This is a genomic window from Paenibacillus sp. FSL H7-0690 (genome assembly GCF_037980415.1).
Classification (GTDB): Bacteria; Bacillota; Bacilli; order Paenibacillales; family Paenibacillaceae; genus Paenibacillus_AQ; species Paenibacillus_AQ odorifer.
In genome coordinates this window covers 278,564-295,684 of sequence record NZ_CP150281.1, presented here as the reverse complement: position 1 = coordinate 295,684, position 17,121 = coordinate 278,564, and the positions used below count along the sequence as shown (strand labels likewise).

Annotated in this window: 15 protein-coding genes; 9 read left to right on the top strand and 6 right to left on the bottom strand. The window is 42.4% G+C overall.

The features are described from left to right. Nucleotides 1–89 precede the first annotated feature (89 nt). The 5 genes from MHI32_RS01335 to MHI32_RS01315 all read right to left on the bottom strand — a co-directional run bounded on the left by MHI32_RS01335 (nucleotide 90) and on the right by MHI32_RS01315 (nucleotide 5,503). The gene (locus MHI32_RS01335) at nucleotides 90–818 is read right to left on the bottom strand and encodes a protein-glutamine gamma-glutamyltransferase (RefSeq protein ID WP_076186204.1); all 729 of its coding nucleotides are present in this window, start codon (nucleotides 816–818) and stop codon (nucleotides 90–92) included. Nucleotides 819–893: 75 nt separating this feature from the next. Further along, nucleotides 894–2,156 (bottom strand): helix-turn-helix domain-containing protein, encoded by a 1,263-nt coding sequence (locus MHI32_RS01330; protein ID WP_340011748.1) that lies wholly within the window; start codon nucleotides 2,154–2,156, stop codon nucleotides 894–896. Nucleotides 2,157–2,381: 225 nt separating this feature from the next. Further along, nucleotides 2,382–2,651 carry a hypothetical protein gene (locus MHI32_RS01325; RefSeq protein ID WP_280753361.1) on the bottom strand — a complete coding sequence of 90 codons (270 nt, stop codon included), beginning with the start codon at nucleotides 2,649–2,651 and terminating at the stop codon, nucleotides 2,382–2,384. Nucleotides 2,652–2,861: 210 nt separating this feature from the next. Then, nucleotides 2,862–3,995 carry an alanine dehydrogenase gene (gene ald / locus MHI32_RS01320; RefSeq protein ID WP_248549175.1) on the bottom strand — a complete coding sequence of 378 codons (1,134 nt, stop codon included), beginning with the start codon at nucleotides 3,993–3,995 and terminating at the stop codon, nucleotides 2,862–2,864. Nucleotides 3,996–4,276: 281 nt separating this feature from the next. Continuing rightward, nucleotides 4,277–5,503, bottom strand: a complete 1,227-nt coding sequence (locus MHI32_RS01315) for a Zn-dependent hydrolase (protein ID WP_248549176.1) — start codon at nucleotides 5,501–5,503, stop codon at nucleotides 4,277–4,279. A gap of 220 nt (nucleotides 5,504–5,723) precedes the next feature. Here MHI32_RS01315 and MHI32_RS01310 point away from each other — a divergent pair, with 220 nt between their 5' ends. Genes MHI32_RS01310 through MHI32_RS01295 form a run of 4 tightly spaced genes read left to right on the top strand, consistent with a single transcriptional unit; the run spans nucleotide 5,724 to nucleotide 10,764 of the window. Further along, nucleotides 5,724–6,782 (top strand): glycosyltransferase family A protein, encoded by a 1,059-nt coding sequence (locus tag MHI32_RS01310; RefSeq protein WP_076126983.1) that lies wholly within the window; start codon nucleotides 5,724–5,726, stop codon nucleotides 6,780–6,782. Continuing rightward, nucleotides 6,779–7,906, top strand: coding sequence for a polysaccharide pyruvyl transferase family protein (locus MHI32_RS01305; protein ID WP_076126981.1), 1,128 nt, complete (start codon nucleotides 6,779–6,781; stop codon nucleotides 7,904–7,906). Before MHI32_RS01310 ends, MHI32_RS01305 begins: the two co-directional genes overlap by 4 nt. Beyond that, nucleotides 7,881–9,428: a sugar isomerase gene (locus tag MHI32_RS01300; RefSeq protein WP_076126979.1), complete on the top strand. Its 1,548-nt coding sequence runs from the start codon at nucleotides 7,881–7,883 to the stop codon at nucleotides 9,426–9,428. Before MHI32_RS01305 ends, MHI32_RS01300 begins: the two co-directional genes overlap by 26 nt. 19 nt (nucleotides 9,429–9,447) lie before the next feature. Next, entirely contained in the window at nucleotides 9,448–10,764 is a 1,317-nt protein-coding gene (locus MHI32_RS01295; RefSeq protein ID WP_076126977.1) for a glycosyltransferase family A protein, read from the top strand. On the opposite strand, the gene MHI32_RS01290 is transcribed toward MHI32_RS01295, so the two are convergent. Beyond that, nucleotides 10,750–11,850 carry a beta-eliminating lyase-related protein gene (locus MHI32_RS01290; RefSeq protein ID WP_076126976.1) on the bottom strand — a complete coding sequence of 367 codons (1,101 nt, stop codon included), beginning with the start codon at nucleotides 11,848–11,850 and terminating at the stop codon, nucleotides 10,750–10,752. The two genes, MHI32_RS01295 and MHI32_RS01290, sit on opposite strands and share 15 nt — an antisense overlap. 157 nt (nucleotides 11,851–12,007) lie before the next feature. On the opposite strand from MHI32_RS01290, the gene udk reads away from it, so the two are divergent. The 5 genes from udk (at nucleotide 12,008) to MHI32_RS01265 (ending at nucleotide 16,963) form a co-directional block, all read left to right on the top strand. Continuing rightward, on the top strand, nucleotides 12,008–12,634 hold the full coding sequence (udk, locus tag MHI32_RS01285; RefSeq protein WP_036687251.1) for a uridine kinase: 627 nt from the start codon (nucleotides 12,008–12,010) through the stop codon (nucleotides 12,632–12,634). Between the two features lie 146 nt (nucleotides 12,635–12,780). After that, the gene (locus MHI32_RS01280) at nucleotides 12,781–14,373 is read left to right on the top strand and encodes a spore germination protein (RefSeq protein WP_076126974.1); all 1,593 of its coding nucleotides are present in this window, start codon (nucleotides 12,781–12,783) and stop codon (nucleotides 14,371–14,373) included. A 3-nt stretch (nucleotides 14,374–14,376) separates the two neighbouring features. Further along, nucleotides 14,377–15,576, top strand: coding sequence for a Ger(x)C family spore germination protein (locus MHI32_RS01275; protein WP_076126972.1), 1,200 nt, complete (start codon nucleotides 14,377–14,379; stop codon nucleotides 15,574–15,576). A gap of 24 nt (nucleotides 15,577–15,600) precedes the next feature. Continuing rightward, on the top strand, nucleotides 15,601–16,710 hold the full coding sequence (locus MHI32_RS01270; protein ID WP_340011747.1) for an endospore germination permease: 1,110 nt from the start codon (nucleotides 15,601–15,603) through the stop codon (nucleotides 16,708–16,710). Between the two features lie 22 nt (nucleotides 16,711–16,732). Further along, complete coding sequence (locus MHI32_RS01265) at nucleotides 16,733–16,963, top strand: hypothetical protein (RefSeq protein WP_254847760.1); 231 nt, start codon at nucleotides 16,733–16,735, stop codon at nucleotides 16,961–16,963. The last annotated feature ends 158 nt before the right edge of the window (nucleotides 16,964–17,121 follow it).

The window sequence follows — 17,121 nt, the reverse complement described above, 5'->3', positions numbered from 1 at the left end:
GCTCTATCCCTTTCTTTTGTGAATAAAAAATGAACAATACAAAAGAGCCCTCTCTTTGCATTGCTCAGTAAGTATAAAATAGGCAGACGCTAGATCTTATAAATATAGTTTCTAGACCCTATTCTTGAACATACAGTGTATCGGAAGCTTCTATTGTTGGCTGCCGGTAAAACCGTTCCTGCAGATAACCGCTGTAAGTAATTAAAGTCTGGATGCACCGATTCATCCGTTAAATAGGCCGAGATATCACTCCCATATACTCTTTCCTGATTCAGAGAGTCTATGATAATCTCTCCAGTAGTAATCCCTATGCCATGGCCGTAGAACAGATCATTTTCGAGTTTAATTGCATTCTCGCCCTGCCATTCTGGCTTGCTCGGAGCATGATCGGGATTCTTGAAATATACAACGTCTCCACGCTGCGTTAGTTCCTTGTTGTAGTTTGTGATTAAGCGTAAATTCTCGTCATAATTCCAGTCCCATAAGAACAAGTCCTTGAAATACTTATTAAACGCTTCTTCACCTATAGCTTCAATCGTCGCCCGATACATAACAATGACCATGGCTGTCGCGCATTCAAAGGCATATAAATGACCATTCCGAAAAATATCTTTAATCCCCACTGTGGGCTCTACGCCAGCGTTCAGCTGAAGCCCACCAATCTCTGTACGTGTCCAAAACTGCGGATTGCAGCGGGAATCATCAAATGTTGCAAAATCCACTCCACTTTCATTTAAAGCTTCAGCCGATTCCACGATGCTTTCTCTCATTTTGCGCTCAAAGTCAAGGGCATCGGGTGAACGAACTTCCTTCACCATGCTTAGTCCCTCCAATGTTATAGGTTCTAAATATAGGTTATTGTACGTGTTCGTCACCGGGTTGGTGCTTAATTCTCATGATTCCCTGGCATCCACGAACCACTGGTTAAGCTGCCGTGTCTCTTCCGTCAAAATATCCAGGAAAATAGAAGTGCGATAACCCGTATCCTTCAAGCTTTTGCCCGTAATCTCTGCAATTCGGTTTAATCTATAAAGCAATGTATTAGTGTGTATATGTAAAAAAGCCGCGGATTCCTTTAAATTGCCGCTTAATGATAAATAGACAGCGATGGTTTTGAGAAAATCACTTTTATGCTCGCGATCATGTTCTTTTAGCGGATATAGCAACGGGCTTTTACGAATTCGACTGCGCTTTTGCTCCATAATAACCGGTATATATGCCCAAAATCCAATTTCCTCGTACAATAGCAACTCCCGCCCATGAAAAGGCAGCAGCTTTTTGATCTCCACAATGGACACCGCTTCCCAATAGGCAATAGCCGCGGACATATATTCAGTGTAATCGAGACTACAGCCAGCAGCCAGTGTGCAGCCTTCACTCTTATACATATCCTCCATTGTTTTATGCAGGAATGAAGATAATCCACCCGCCCCCTCGATCACAAAGCTGAAGGAAAACAAAATAATCAGCCGATTATGCTCAGCCGTCAGAAATAGTAATTGCAGTCCGGAATAAGATGCCATAACCTGCCGAAACCGGAGTATTAAATGATCATCGATTACCTTGTCACTTTCAAACACGCTAATATAATATTTTTCCGGCAAAAGAATGGACCAAAATTCCGCATCCTTTTTAATATTTGCTTCGTTGTCGTAGTGGGAGGTAATCAGCTTCCAGAAAAAGTCCTCATGCGTTTTGTCCTGCTTCGTTTTCCAGCCTCGCTGCTTAAGTAAATAACGGCCTACGATACCTGCCGCCTTCTCAACGATATTTTCGGCATGCCCTTCTACCAGGTTGCCTGTATCTACTACCCAAATGTACCCGAGAATTTCCTTCTGATGTTTGATACAAATGGCCAGCCGGGGACCAAGTCCCACCTCCAGCACTGCAGGAATTCGAATGGGATGTACCGCGCTCTCCAGCTGCTGCATAATCCCTTTTTTGCGCAAGCCAATAATCACAGTGTTAGGTACACGCTTCCCGATAATCGTTGAAATCCGCGCGGAGTCACTCTCAAATTCATGCGAGCTGTAGCCAATCACATGATGATTGCTGTCCTCAATGGTAACTTGAGACTGGAGCGATTCACTTATCGCATCTGCCAATGATTCCATACTGTCGAAGAAACGATCAAATAATGGATCCTTATCTGTCACTAGCTTCACTCCCACCTGAAGAATAACCAAATCCTGTACTCTAGAGTGATTTCATTATAGTATGCATCCCCCTAGCTGACTATAAGATAAATAGCTGGTTTAGGTGAGGGGCGAGATCGGCTTGTTGAGGAAGGTGTTTGGGACGGGGATGTTTGGCGGGGGTTTTGTTGAGAGTTTTGTCGGGGTATTTGGGAAGGTTTAATAGTTGTTGGTGATTACCAAATGTTATAAGTGGTTTTTAGGGAATAACCCCCGGAAATTCTGTGTTTTAATCATCACATGATCATAATTAGGGAAATTCTCCCTAATATTCTGCACTTTAAGCATCACACGATCATAATTGGGGATATACTCCCTGATTTTCTTCTGTTTTGCGTATAAACAGGCGTATTCCTCGTTTTTTAGGGAGGAATTCCCTAATAACAGCATTTTTAAGCTATTTTCGCGTTTTTTTAGGGAGAATTTCCCTAAAACATCTCTCATCAAAGCTTTCACCCTATCCATCCAACTTCACTACGTAATCTATCCACCATAGCACCGCACGAGCAAACATCTACTGCATCTAATTACACTGAAACGCAATCTATTTACTTTAACGCCGTACTGACCAACTTCCACCCGGTCTCCACCGCAAGAAACGCCAAACAGCAAGCTCCCCGCAGAGAGCTTGCTGTTTGGCTCATTCCATTATGGAACGTGTCTATTTTAGATCAATGTGAATGTCTGCTCCATGGCTTGCTCAACCGAATAAGGTGTCTCACCCAACGCTTCGGCAACAGCTTGGCAGGTGATTCTGCCATTAGCTACATTCACGCCGCTTCTTAGGCCGTCATTATCCTGAATCGCCTTGAACACACCTTTATTGGCAATTTGCAGGGCATATGGAACTGTAACATTTGTTAAGGCAATAGTTGAGGTCTTAGGGACAGCACCCGGCATATTAGCCACGGAATAATGCAGCACGCCGTGTTTCACAAACACCGGATTATCATGTGTCGTCACTCTGTCGATGGTTTCTACAATGCCACCTTGGTCAATGGCCACGTCAACGATCACTGATCCCGGCTTCATAGTCTTGACCATTTCTTCAGTAACCAGTTTCGGTGCTTTGGCACCCGGAATTAACACGGCACCTACCAGCAGATCCGCTTCAGCCACTGCTTTGGCAATATTATAAGGGTTAGAGATCAACGTATTGATTTGTGCTCCAAAAATATCGTCTAATTGACGTAGTCTCTCCGCACTGAGGTCAACTATCGTAACATCTGCGCCTAAACCAATAGCCATCTTAGCTGCATTAGTACCTACTACACCGCCGCCAATAATACTCACTTTACCTCGGCTAACGCCAGGAACACCGGAAAGAAGAATACCTTGTCCGCCGTAGTTCTTTTGCAGGAACTGCGCTCCCAATTGGACGGACATCCGGCCAGCTACTTCACTCATCGGTGTTAACAGCGGCAAGGTGCGTCCATGAACAACCGTCTCATATCCGATCGCAAAGACGCCTTTGTCTTTAAGCGCAGCAGCCAAGGCAGGCTCTGGTGCAAGATGAAGATACGTAAATAGAATAAGGCCTGGACGGAAATAGGGGTACTCAGTTGCCAATGGTTCTTTTACCTTCATCACCATTTCAGCGGAGCTCCAGACTTTTGCTGCATCCTCAATCAGTTGTGCTCCGGCAGAGACATACTCTTCGTTAGGAAATCCGCTGCCCACACCGGCTCCAGCTTCTACGAGCACTTGATGACCTTCAGTAATTAAACTAACTACACCCGCAGGGGTTATGGCAACACGATTTTCATTGTTTTTAATTTCTTTAGGTACTCCGATAATCATCATTCATCTCTCCCATCTAATGTAGATCCCTTATGTAAAGAATGATAACATATGATTAGCATTCCCATTTTGTTAAAAAATTAAAATATTATCTACCATGATTGTGTTTTTACACAAAGGATCAGACTTAACTGCCCATTAATCTTTAACCACTTTGGTACTCAACACAACCATCTTTATTATCTCATAAAAAAAGACACCCTATAGAGTGCCTTTTTGACGATTTTGTATGAAATTAAAGCGACTACCATATCGCATGATGTTATATTAAGTGACATTAACTATCTTGATAATAACAACATCACTGTTTCTAACACCACATTTACCCCTTTTTCGCAGTCTTCATAGGAGGTTAGTTCCTCTTCACAATGGCTTTTACCCTTCACGCTAGGCACGAACACCATTGCGGATGGCAGAAAGCTGGCTACGAATTGTGCGTCATGCCCTGCACCACTTGCGATCTTTCGACTGGAATAACCCAAGGTTTGAGCCGCTTGCTCCACCAAATCACACACATTCTGATCAAACCACACCGTATCTCGGCCCCAAAGCTTAGTCTTGCTTACTTCACAATCCAGCAGTTGCTCTGGCAAACCGTTGATAATGGCTTCCACTTCACGCACAATCTCCATCTCTTTATGTCTGGCTTCAATGGTGAAAATCACTTTATTGGGAATGACGGTATGGATATTAGGTAGCACATTCATTCTGCCCATGGTATACACAAGCTCGGAATCGAGCGCCCCCAGCTTGCTCCGCAGCTCAATAATCAGATCTGTGGCAGCAAACAAAGCATCTTTGCGCATCGCCATAGGGGTTGTGCCCGCATGATCGGATTCTCCCGTCACCTCAATCTCGTAACAGGCCATACCAACTACACAGTCAACCAGCCCAATCGTCAGCTCCTCTTTTTCAAGAACAGGCCCTTGCTCGATATGAAGCTCCAAATAAGCGGTGGCTTCGGTGATACGATTGCTCATTTCTCCCTTATATCCACTCTTCTCCAGCGCTTCACCAAAGGTGATGCCTGCTGGATCTTTTTTGTTCAACATGACACTTTTATCAAACTTTCCGGACAACACACCAGAGGCCATCATCGATGGCTCAAAACGTGCCCCCTCTTCATTCGTAAAATTCATAATCGTCACCGGAAACTTCGGCTTAATCCCGTAATCTACAAGCGTCCGCACCACCTCTAGACCCGCGATAACCCCTAGGACGCCATCGAATCTGCCCCCTTTTTTCACAGTATCCATATGCGAGCCAATCACAATCGGAGGCCCGGAAGTTTCGCCTGCCAGTGTGGCATACATCGTCCCCATATCATCCATCTTCACAGACATTCCGAGCTCTTCACAACAGGCACGAAAATAATCCCGAACTTTAAGATCCTCTTCCGTCAGCGATAATCGGGTCACGCCATTTTTATCTGTACGCCCATAATCGGCAAATGCCTCGATTGTATTCTTCAGTCTCTCACCGTTCACGAATATTTTTTGCAGCTGCATCCCAGATCCCTCCGCTTCGAACGTTTTGTTGGCTTTCTATCTATATTAAACCAAACCATAATATTTTCATTTTACATATTGTAATAACTATTATTCACATGATGCTACAACGAGTAGAGCCAGCAATAAGTAAACTAAAGTAGTATATACAATCTTTTCATACGAGGGGTAAGCTTAAGATAGCTTATCATCCAGTTTTCCACAGGAAAGGAGCGAGCCCATGAATCTAAGCCTTGTGATCCCGGTATACAATATAGAGCAGTATATAACCCCTATGTTTAATTCACTGCTTGACCAAAGCGATCCGCATTTCGAAGTCATCATCGTAGATGATGGTTCTACGGATAACACTTACAACGTTATAGAAAAGATTCTTTCGCGTAATCCCGCCCTTTTCTGTAAAGTCATTCGAACGGAGAATCATGGAGTAAGCGCGGCTAGAAATAGGGGTTTAGCTGAAGCCACAGGTAATTATGTTCTTTTTGTCGATGGAGATGATTATGTCTCCGCAGACTTGGTCTCAACCATTCATTCTTATACTCAAGATGAACAACCCGAGATTATTTGCTGGGGTTATAATCATGTCTCAGAAGGCAGAGAAACTCTATTAAGCTGTACCTCTGATTTCAGCGACGTGACGGGAAGTGAAGCACTGGCGCGGATTTTCGTGAACAAAAGCTTGCGAATATGGACAGGGAGTATCGCTTATAAGCGAGAATTCTTACTTCTCCACGGGTTAGGTTATACAGAACGCTGTGTGAATGGAGAGGATCAAGAGTTCATCTACAAAGCCTTGTCCAGAGCGGCCAGAGTCATCTCAATCCCGGATATACTATCATTTTATTTACAGAGAAACTCCTCCATCTCCAACAGCTATAACGTGAATAAATTCGATGTAGTGGATGCTTTCAAAAGGGTGGATGAATATTTCAAAACCTATCCCTTTGCTGAACTAGACACGATCTCCCCTTTGTTAATGAACCGTGAGCTGATTGAGAACTACTTTTTCAACCTCAAAACCTGTCTAAATGGTACGGAAGGGGTAAGCATTCAGGAATTACTTCGTGACATCAACCATACCTATCCCAAGCTCAATCAAGAAATGGATGAACTCATAAGACGTTATAGAGGAGATAATCGCAGATTAACCCTTTATATCAGAACATTTTTAATCTCCCCGCTTCTATATCACAGATTCATCTCTGTGGAGAGAGGCTTATCCCGGTTCAAGCGAAACCTACTTAAAGGGAACGGAACCCGAAAGGAATCTAGAATATGAAAAAGATGCTGATATACGCCTATACCGAATTTAATCTGGGCGATGATCTATTCATTAAGGTGCTGTGCGAAAGATATCCGGATACCAAATTCAGAATTTGCGCACCACGCCTCTATAAACAATGTTTCAAAGAGCTCCCTAACCTCAAAGTGTATCCTTCCGATTCCCTTCTTCTAAGAGGCATTGGCTATATTTGCAGGAAGCTAAAGATACATAATGTGGCTCACAAATATCTGGCAGATCACTCAGATGGCGTCGTTCATATCGGCGGCTCAATTTTCATGGAAGCAGACCACTGGGCAGAGCATTTCAAGAATGCAGAAGTCATTCGTAATCAAAATAAGCCTTACTATCTGTTAGGATCTAATTTTGGCCCTTTTACAAATCAAGAATACTATGATGAGCACAAGCGGATTTTCAAGGATTATACAGATATATGTTTCAGAGAACAGTACTCTTATGATTTATTTAAGGATCTGGATAATGTCCGCTTAGCCCCAGATATTATTTTTCAGCTAGACCCGCCAGATATTCCAAACGAACCGGAGGATTACATCGTCTTATCCGTTATTAAACCTTCTGCGAAAGGTCTGAACGGTTTTGACAACCTCTATTATGAAAAAATGAAAGAACTCGCAATTTATTTCATTGAAAAAGGTTACGCGGTTCATTTCATGTCATTTTGCGAACACGAAGGCGATCAACTGGCGATTGAAGAGATTCAGCGCCTTATCGGTCCCTCCTACAAGGATGCTATTCAAGTGCATTTATATAAAACGAACATGGAAGAAGTGTTGTCCGTGTTAGCTAATGCCAGTTCTATTGTGGCTTCAAGATTCCATGCAATGATTCTGGGCTGGGTATTTAATAAACCGGTATTCCCTGTAGCCTACAGCAAAAAAATGGTCAATGTAATGGAAGATGTTGGATTCACAGGTCTGTATGCCGATTTCAACACGCTGGAACAGGTCCAGCCTGCACAGATTTTTGAAAGTATGATCACCTGCTCTATGGATGTCACACTGCAAGCAAAACAAGCCGAAAGACATTTCGAGCATCTAGATACGTATTTACCGCTTTACGAAAGGGGGATTCGTTATGAAAGCCAAGCGGAGCATTCTTAACTTATCCTTTGGACTGGGAAGTCAACTCATCACGATTATCCTCGGTTTTTTTATACCCAGACTGATAATGGTCAACTATGGCTCTGAGGCCAATGGGTTGATCGCTTCGATTGTGCAGATTATTAGTTATTTGGCGCTGCTGGAAGCAGGTGTTGGGGCGGCCTCGATCCAAGCACTTTACAAGCCGGTAGCTTCGGATAATAAAAACAATATCAACTCTATTCTGGCTGCCACCTCCAGCTATTATAAAAAAACAGGTATTTACTATTTCTTCGCCGTACTGCTACTCGCCATCGTGTACCCGCTAGTGATCTCGTCTGAGATCGATAAATTATCGATTATGGTCATTATTTTGCTTACGGGGATGGGCGGAGCAATCAATTATTATTTTCAGGGGAAATTCAAGGTCCTGCTCGCTGCGGAGGGAAAAAGCTATGTAGAGACTTCCATTGTCACTGTGGCTAATATTATGAACAGCCTGATCCGGATTCTGTTATTACTGCAAGGTGTGGACATTATTGCGGTTCAAGCTTCCTATTTTATCTTAACTTTACTTCAAATCATCGCTTTCTATATTTATATGAATAAGAATTACAAGTGGATCAACCTGAATCTTAAACCAGACTATGAAGCCATTGGTCAAAAGAATTCCGTATTAGTCCATGAAATCTCCTATTTGGTGTTTAGAAATACTGACGTACTTATATTAACTATCTTTACGAATCTAAAAATCGTCAGTATCTATGTTATGTACAATATGATTTTTACGATCGTGGATAATATCGTCCAGACCATAAACGGAAGTGTGAAGGCTGCCCTCGGGCAAAGCTACCATGAGAGTAAAGAAGCATTTATTAAATTTTATGATGCTTACGAAGTGTATTTTATGGGGCTTATCTTCTCGATTTTAACGGTGGCTTACATTTTGATTTTACCCTTTATGAAATTGTATACCGCTGGGGTAAACGACGTAAATTACATTGATATGTGGCTGCCGGTCTTGTTCGTAGTCATCAAATTATTAACCAATGCCAGAACGTCTTCCAATAATGTGATTACCATCGCTGGACATTTCAAAAAAACACAAAACCGTTCCATTCTGGAATCCGCCATTAATCTGGTGGCTTCTGTTGTCTTCGTAATCTTCATGGGAATTTACGGTGTACTGATGGGAACGATAGTTGCCCTCCTATACCGCTCCATAGATATTGTGATTTATGCCAGCAAACATTTGCTGGACCGCAGTCCATGGGTCACTTTTAGAAGATGGCTTACGAATGCAGTAGTTTTTGTAGGCATTATTCTCATCACAACTGCCATCGACATCCCGATCCATTCCTATCTGGGGCTTATGATCTGGGGTGTACTTCTAGGACTAGTGATCTTGCCTGTATATTTTGTAATCGGCTCTTTAATGGAACGGGAAGTCTTCCTCTATACATGGGAACATCTCAAAAAGTATCGATACAAACTCAAAAATAAAATTAACGCTCAGCCTGAGGTAAGTGGTTTATCCAAATAACACAACAGGAGGACTGGAAATGGATCATAGCGAGGTTTTGCAGCAAGCCTGTTACGTCTTTCTAAACGACCTAAATGATGAAATAAACCATTCACCCACCATCCAAATAGAGGATACAGAACTATTGCAAAGATGCCGCCAGATCATAGATCAAGAACAAAATGTACAAATCAAACCTTATCTGGAAACCTTATCTGAGGTTATTCATGCCTTTCTGACTGGGAGGGCTTCAGAGGATACTTTGAAATTCTATCTGTCTGAACAATTCAACATTGTTGCCAGTGATATCGCAGGTTTAATTCAGGGGTTGGTTAAAATGGAAAGCCGCATTTCGGATACGGAAATTTCCTACCCAGCAGTCCAATCCTTATCCGATTCTCCCAAGATCAGTGTCATTATCACCACCTATAATAGAAAAGAATTCCTATATCAAGCGATCCAAAGTATCTTAATGCAGGACTATCCCAATAAAGAGATTACAGTGATTGATGATTGTTCTACAGATGGCACGAAAGAGTTAATGCAGCAACACTTTGGGGCGGAGCCACGGGTCATTTACATGCGCAATGCTACCAATAGCGGACCTGGAAATAATCGTCGAAAAGCTTTTGCTGCACATGGTGATGGGGAATATGTTCTTTTTCTCGATGATGATGATTATCTGATCGACATGAATTATTTCAGTAAAGCTGTCCGCTTCCATCTCCTTCATCCCGAAATATCATTTGTAGCTGCGAATGTGTTTCTGGAGTATTCCAAAGCCAAACAACTAAAAATCTCCAATCTGCAGCTTAGCAGCATTATTAAGAAACGCGATTATTTCATGAATTTCGAGAAAAAAGGATATCCAAAACCCGCCTCTACTTTAACTACTGTCTTTAAACGAGAGGCCTTAATGGCTATGGATATCCTAGATATGAATATGGTCAACGATGCTTCCATCTATTTGCGTTCCCTGCTGGTAGGTGATGCGGGCTTCATTGATGTGATTGCTGGCGTGTACAGAATACACGGGAACAATATCACCTTTAATCTGAGCCAAGGATTTTTAATTGAGAATCTGGAAGAAAAGAAACTCATTAAGAATATGGCCGTGCAGAAATATGGATATAACGCACAGGAAATGACGGAATGGTTCAACCACAATGCTTACGATACGATCTCATACTATTTATTAAATTCTGCAAAAGACGCTACAGACTTTAAATTCATGTACCATTGGGCGCTTAACCATTGCCCGCTGATCTACAATCAATTGAAAAATGAGTTTCGCATGAAGCTTATTAAAAAACAATTATTACGAATCTCCTTACTCCGTACGCTACTCGGCAGATGATTCGCTCATTAGCTTATCGAGCAGCAGAAAAAACTCTTTAAGTTTTTCTTTTGGGATGTCGGCATACTTATCTCCAATGCTGATCTCACAATAAGAAGCATGTTCCCCGGTAGCTCTTATACCCGCGCTTAAACCGATTCCTGTCGCCTCATACACCGCTGACAGAATCGGTTCAATTTGTTCCTTAGACATTTGAAAATGCATGTGAAACATATTGGAGACAGGTTGAGCGGGCAGAGTGGTTACGTCGTGACATTGATTAACCCAAGCAGCAAGCTCCTTTGCACCTTCATAATACTGCTGCATGTTGCCTTCTCTTTGCTGGTAATAATAATCAGAAGAAATGATGTACGGATATAAGCTGATTAAGTCTCCACCATGCCGCCGTTTCCATATCTTTGATTGCTTCGTAAAATCTTCACTGCCTGCAAGAATTGCCCCAGCGATTCCTCCAATTCCTTTATAAAAGGATATATACACACTATCAAAGAGTGCAGAAATTTCAGCTGCTGACTTCCCGTAATACGGAAGGATCTCAAATAATCTTGCCCCATCCAAATGCAATTTAATGCCGCGTGCACGGCAATGAGCAGAAATAGCTTCAAGCTCCGTGTACTCTGGCAGCTGACCACCAATCTCGCGCTGGGGTAATTCCAGTAACAGACAGGCGATATCCTCCTTTAGGTTCGCCACATCCTCCAAAGTGATTAATCGGTTCTTGTCCGCAAGCAAGATAGGCTCAATATGATGTAATTCCTTCAGGCCATCCTGCTCATGGATCTCCAAGTGACATAAGGGATGATAGGCTACCTTTTTCACCTCTTTTTCATCGCACCAAATTCTTAAAGCGATTTGCTGCGCCATCGTTCCGCTCGGAAAGAAAACCGCGGTTTCTTTGCCCAGGATATTCGCCATTTTCGTCTGGAAATCTTCAATCACTTCGCCCGTTCCATAAATATCAGATGCCGTACTGTTCTCTACGGCTGCCAAGGCTTCCTTCAACACTTGCACATCTCTATTCCCATTCCCTGCGATTCGATAGGCCGTTTCATTAAAAGCCTCTTGTACGGTTTTTTTTCCGTTCATTCGTTGGATAACCCCTTCCGGATTTGCCTTGTCCCTAATATAGACGAATTTCCAAAAATCCCATCTTAATTTTACCCGATCTAAGGTGAAAAAACATGAGCGCTGTGCTACAATATTGGAATTGCAACGGCAATCTTAGGGAGGGTTATTGAATCACATGCTCATTATTGGTATCGCCGGCGGCACCGGCTCGGGAAAAACAACCGTAGCCCGCTCCGTCATTGACCGTCTTGGAACGGGAAAGGTAACTTTCATATCTCAAGATAACTACTATAAGGATCACTCACATCTCAGCTTTGCTGAACGTGAATCCATTAATTACGATCATCCTTTCGCTTTCGATAACGAGCTGCTCATTGAGCATCTTAAATCTCTGCGCGAAGAACAGACCGCATTCGCTCCCGTGTATGACTTTACAGTCCATGCCCGCTCCACTACAGAGACGGTAGAACTGAAGCCAAACAATATTGTAATCATCGAGGGACTCCACGTCCTTTCTGACGAGAATCTCCGTGAAATGCTCGACATCAAGGTATTCGTGGATGCCGATCCTGATGTACGCATTCTCCGCCGGGTCCTTAGAGATATTGAAGAACGTGGACGGAGCATCCAGTCGATCCATCATCAATATTTGAGTACAGTTAAACCCATGCATGAAGCTTTTATCGAGCCATCCAAAAAATACGCTGACCTGATCATCCCTGAAGGTGGCCATAATGAGGTTGGTATTCAGTTGTTGTCCATCCTAACGGAGAAGCATCTATATAACGATTGGACGTCTTAAAGTCTTAATTAAGCGCTTCTAGCTAGCTGCAGAGAATCTCTCTGCGGCTTTTTTGATATGCGTTGACCCATCCATGGTTCAGAATAATCCCACCTCATTATGGTAATAGCTATATTTACAGCACCAGCGGAAGAGGGATAACAACTATGGGATTTCTGAACAGAACAATAACAAAAGTTTTTAAGAACCCTTCATTAGGGCACCCTAACCCCACTAAAGAATTACCCAAGGAACCCATTAAAGAAAAACTTCAAGATAATATTCAATATATAAAAACAACACTCGGCAATAGTACAGATCTCGTGATTAGAGAATTCTTTATTGGTTCCAAACACCAGATCAAAGCAGCTATTTTCTATACAGATGGATTGGCGGATAGTAAAGCTATTCAGGATTTCATTCTGGAATCACTAATCTTAGAACTTCCAGATCCAAGTCTTGATACACAAACAGCCAACTATCAATTATTAAAAGATCACATGCTCACTGTAGGGGATATTAAAGATGCGACGGAGTTCAATTCTTTATTCACCTCTCTATTATCCGGAGATGTGATCCTCTTACTTAATGGATATACCAAAGGGTTCACCATAGGCATGCGTGACTGGAAAGACCGTGGCGTAACGGAAAGTGCCACTGAAACGGTGATTCGTGGACCTAAGGAAGCCTTCACAGAAAGCTTACGCACGAATACCGCATTAATCCGGCGGAAAATAAAAGACCCCAATCTTTGGTTAGAAACACAGCAAATTGGACGTGTAACACAGACAGACGTAGCCCTCATGTATATCAATGGCATTGTTAGTGATGAGATTCTGCAAGAAGTACACTCACGTTTAGATCGGATCGACATTGACGGGATCCTGGAAAGTGGCTATATCGAAGAATTAATCGAGGATGAAACCTATACCCCATTTCCAACGATCCATCATACGGAACGTCCTGACGTTATAGCAGCTGCTCTTATGGAAGGAAAAGTAGCCATATTAGTAGATGGGACTCCTATAGTAATGACGGTGCCTACCTTATTTGTTTCCTTCATGCAGACGGCGGAAGATTATTATCAACGTGCCGATGTTAGCACCTTAGTACGAATGCTTCGATACTTCAGTATTTTCATTTCACTACTTGCCCCATCTTTGTATGTAGCTATTACTACCTTTCATCAGGAGATGCTGCCCACAACCCTGCTGATCAGTCTAGCCGCACAACGGGAGGGCGTGCCGCTTCCAGCATTTATTGAAGCACTCTTAATGGAGCTTGCCTTTGAGATTATACGAGAAGCGAGTGTACGAATGCCTCAAACCATAGCCCAATCTGTATCCATTGTAGGCACCCTAGTGATTGGGACTGCGGCAGTTGATGCCGGCATTGTTTCTGCTGCCATGCTTATTGTCGTCGCTATTACTGCTATCTCCAGCTTTGTGCTGCCATCCTTCGATCTTGCCCTGACCATCAGAATGCTCCGTTTCCCAATGATGTTCCTTGCTGCATCCTTTGGATTGTTTGGGATCATTATCGGCGTTATTGCGATAGTTCTTCACATGTGCAGCTTACGTTCCTTTGGAATTCCTTATTTGAGCCCGTTTGCTCCCTATAATCTCGCCGATCAAAAGGACACCTTTTTCCGAATGCCGCATTGGGCTATGTTTACCCGCCCTAGACTTATCAATAAAAAAAATATCGTTCGGGAAAAGAGTTCACCACCGGAGAAACCGGGAGATCTCACGGAGGAATAATTCATGAAACGAAGATCGCTTCTGATTTGTGTTCTTATTCTCATGCAAATATTTGTAACAGGTTGCTGGAGCCGCCGAGAATTAAATGATCTTGCGATTGCTGTAGGAATAGGTATCGATAAAATCGGAGATCAATATCAAGTTTCTGCGCAAGTGGTCTTACCCAGTCAAATCGCTGGCTCAAAGGGGGGCTCTCCTCAGGCACCAGTCAACCTTTATAAAGCGACGGGAAATACCGTATATGAAGCCCTTAGAAAAATCACAACCGTTAGTCCACGTAAAATTTATATCTCTCATTTACGAATCCTAGTCCTTGGCGAGGATTTGGCTAAAGAGGGAATCAGCGATGTTCTTGATTTCATGTCAAGAGACAACGATACGCGAAATGATTATTTTATAGTGGTAGCAAAGGATGCGAGGGCAGAAGATGCGTTGAAAATATTAACCAGTCTTGAAAAGATTCCTGCCGTGCGATTGTTTTCCAGTCTGGAAACCTCTGAGAAAAATTGGGCACCTACATCTACTGTGACATTAGGAACCCTAATTACAGAACTTGTGAGTAAAGGTAAAAATCCAGTCTTAACAGGTGTTGTCATCGATGGAAGTGTAGATGAAGGAGAAACTCCGAAGAATGTTGAAACGGTAGACTCTCCAACGGAATTGAAATACTCCGGATTGGCCATATTCAAGGAGGACAAATTGATTGGTTGGCTAAATCCAGAGGAATCAAAAGTGTATAACTATTTAACCAATAAAGTAAGGAGCACTGTTTTCTATATCCAATGTCCCGAAGGTAAAAAGGTTTCACTTGATGTATTTGAAGCCCGTTCCAAAATGAAAGGCAGCATCCATAGTGGCAAACCAGAAATCACTATTGAGCAGCATTTAGAATCAGATTTAGGAGAGGTACAATGCAGAAATCTTGATCTAAGGGACCCAAAGACCATCACTCAATTAGAACAAATCGCCAATAAAAAAGTAATAAATCTATTCGAAGCTACAATTAAAAAGGTACAAACTGAATACAAAAGTGATATTTTTGGATTCGGCGAAATCATCCATCGTTCTAACCCGCAGGCGTGGAAGAAACTGCGAAACAATTGGGATGAGACCTTTGTTAACCTTCCAGTAAGCGTAAAGATGGATATTAAGATTCGCCTGTTAGGGAAAGTGACTAACTCTTTCCTAGAAGAGGCGAAGTGATGAATTGGAGTGAACAAAACCATGTTGGAAAAGGGAAAAATAAGTACTCGCCAGCTAACCTTACTGGTTATGCTCCTTACTATTGGGGATTCCATCCTTATAATCCCTTCTTCATCCACACACTACGCCACACAAAACGCCTGGATTTCAGCTTTAATTGGAATGGCATTAGGTTTGCTGGCCAACTATATGTACAGCAAGTTCGCAAAGTTATATCCCAAATTAACGCTTATTGAGGCAATTCAAAAGGTCTTCGGAAAATGGCTTGGGACTATTCTATCGCTTATGACTTTATTGTTTTTTCTTATAGTTATCGCTGGAAGTATGAGGGAGATCAGTGATTTTGTGATTTCAGAAATGTTGCCTGGAACTCCTATCCCGGCCATTCTGCTCTTATTTATACTTATCGTAATTATGGCAACACGACTCGGTATTGAGGTTATCGGACGAGCGGGAGAAGTCTTCACTCCAATGGTCGTTATCCTATTTCTGATCCTGACGGTCGCAATTGTTCCTCAGATGGAAATTATCAGAATATTCCCCATTCTGGAAGATGGAATAAAGCCAGTACTGAGAGGGACTATTCCCATTACGGCCTACACCTTTTTAGAACCAGTCGTCTTTCTAATGATACTTCCTTATGTAGATAAACAACAAAAGATAACAAGGAGTTTTTTACAAGGCACCCTCCTAGGGGGGACTGTAATTTTCGTAACGCTCATCGTCTCCATACTGGTCTTAGGTCCGGATCTGACGGCCAGAGATATATATCCCAGCTATAACATCGCAAGGCGCATATCTGTTGGTGGAATCTTTGAGCGGGTGGAAGCCATGATAGCTCTACAGTGGATGTTAACTTTCTTTATAAAAGTAACTTTGTATTTCTATGCTTTTATTCTGGGGTTGTCCCAATTATTAAAATTGAAGGAGTATCGAGTGTTATCCTTACCGACAGGGTTAATTTTGGTCGCACTAGCACCTCTTATAGCCCCAAATTACACTTATTACGGCGAAATTTTTGATAATTATTGGGTATATTATGTTATAACCTTTGGGTTATTTCTACCCCTGGTTTTGTTAAGCGTAGTAATGTTCAGAAGAGCACTGAGCAAAGACTTAATATCTCGAAACTAGATGGTTTGGGAGGTTGTGAATATTGGGTATAGTAGTGATTCTCATAGTTGTAGCCGTTATAGCAGCCATTGAAGTTCCCCTGATGTGGAGGAAAAAATTAATCAAGGAGATGTGGGTTTTCTCATTTCTTCTGTTGCTGGGAACTTTCTTCAGTCTTATTAATGCGTTACATATTTCGGTCTCTAACCCATTGGGATGGATGATATTTATCTATAAACCCGTCTCCGATATGGTAAATGCCTGGTTATCCTAAAATGGGACTGAACCATTCCCTTGAGATGGCTTAGTCCCCATGATTAAACGACATTGCCAAATCAGCAAGCGCCCTAAAGTTTGTTGCTAGCCGTTCACGCGCCAGCCAGTAATAGACTTCCTGGCCTCTCTTTTTATGGTCAACAATGCGGGCATCCC

What these genes read in the sequence shown, in the direction of transcription:
- MHI32_RS01335 (WP_076186204.1), bottom strand. Translation starts at nt 818, where the DNA reads ATGGTGAAGGAAGTTCGTTCACCCGATGCCCTTGACTTTGAGCGCAAA.
- ald (WP_248549175.1), bottom strand. Translation starts at nt 3,995, where the DNA reads ATGATTATCGGAGTACCTAAAGAAATTAAAAACAATGAAAATCGTGTT.
- MHI32_RS01315 (WP_248549176.1), bottom strand. Translation starts at nt 5,503, where the DNA reads ATGCAGCTGCAAAAAATATTCGTGAACGGTGAGAGACTGAAGAATACA.
- MHI32_RS01310 (WP_076126983.1), top strand. Translation starts at nt 5,724, where the DNA reads ATGAATCTAAGCCTTGTGATCCCGGTATACAATATAGAGCAGTATATA.
- MHI32_RS01305 (WP_076126981.1), top strand. Translation starts at nt 6,779, where the DNA reads ATGAAAAAGATGCTGATATACGCCTATACCGAATTTAATCTGGGCGAT.
- MHI32_RS01300 (WP_076126979.1), top strand. Translation starts at nt 7,881, where the DNA reads ATGAAAGCCAAGCGGAGCATTCTTAACTTATCCTTTGGACTGGGAAGT.
- MHI32_RS01295 (WP_076126977.1), top strand. Translation starts at nt 9,448, where the DNA reads ATGGATCATAGCGAGGTTTTGCAGCAAGCCTGTTACGTCTTTCTAAAC.
- MHI32_RS01290 (WP_076126976.1), bottom strand. Translation starts at nt 11,850, where the DNA reads ATGAACGGAAAAAAAACCGTACAAGAGGCTTTTAATGAAACGGCCTAT.
- udk (WP_036687251.1), top strand. Translation starts at nt 12,008, where the DNA reads ATGCTCATTATTGGTATCGCCGGCGGCACCGGCTCGGGAAAAACAACC.
- MHI32_RS01280 (WP_076126974.1), top strand. Translation starts at nt 12,781, where the DNA reads ATGGGATTTCTGAACAGAACAATAACAAAAGTTTTTAAGAACCCTTCA.
- MHI32_RS01275 (WP_076126972.1), top strand. Translation starts at nt 14,377, where the DNA reads ATGAAACGAAGATCGCTTCTGATTTGTGTTCTTATTCTCATGCAAATA.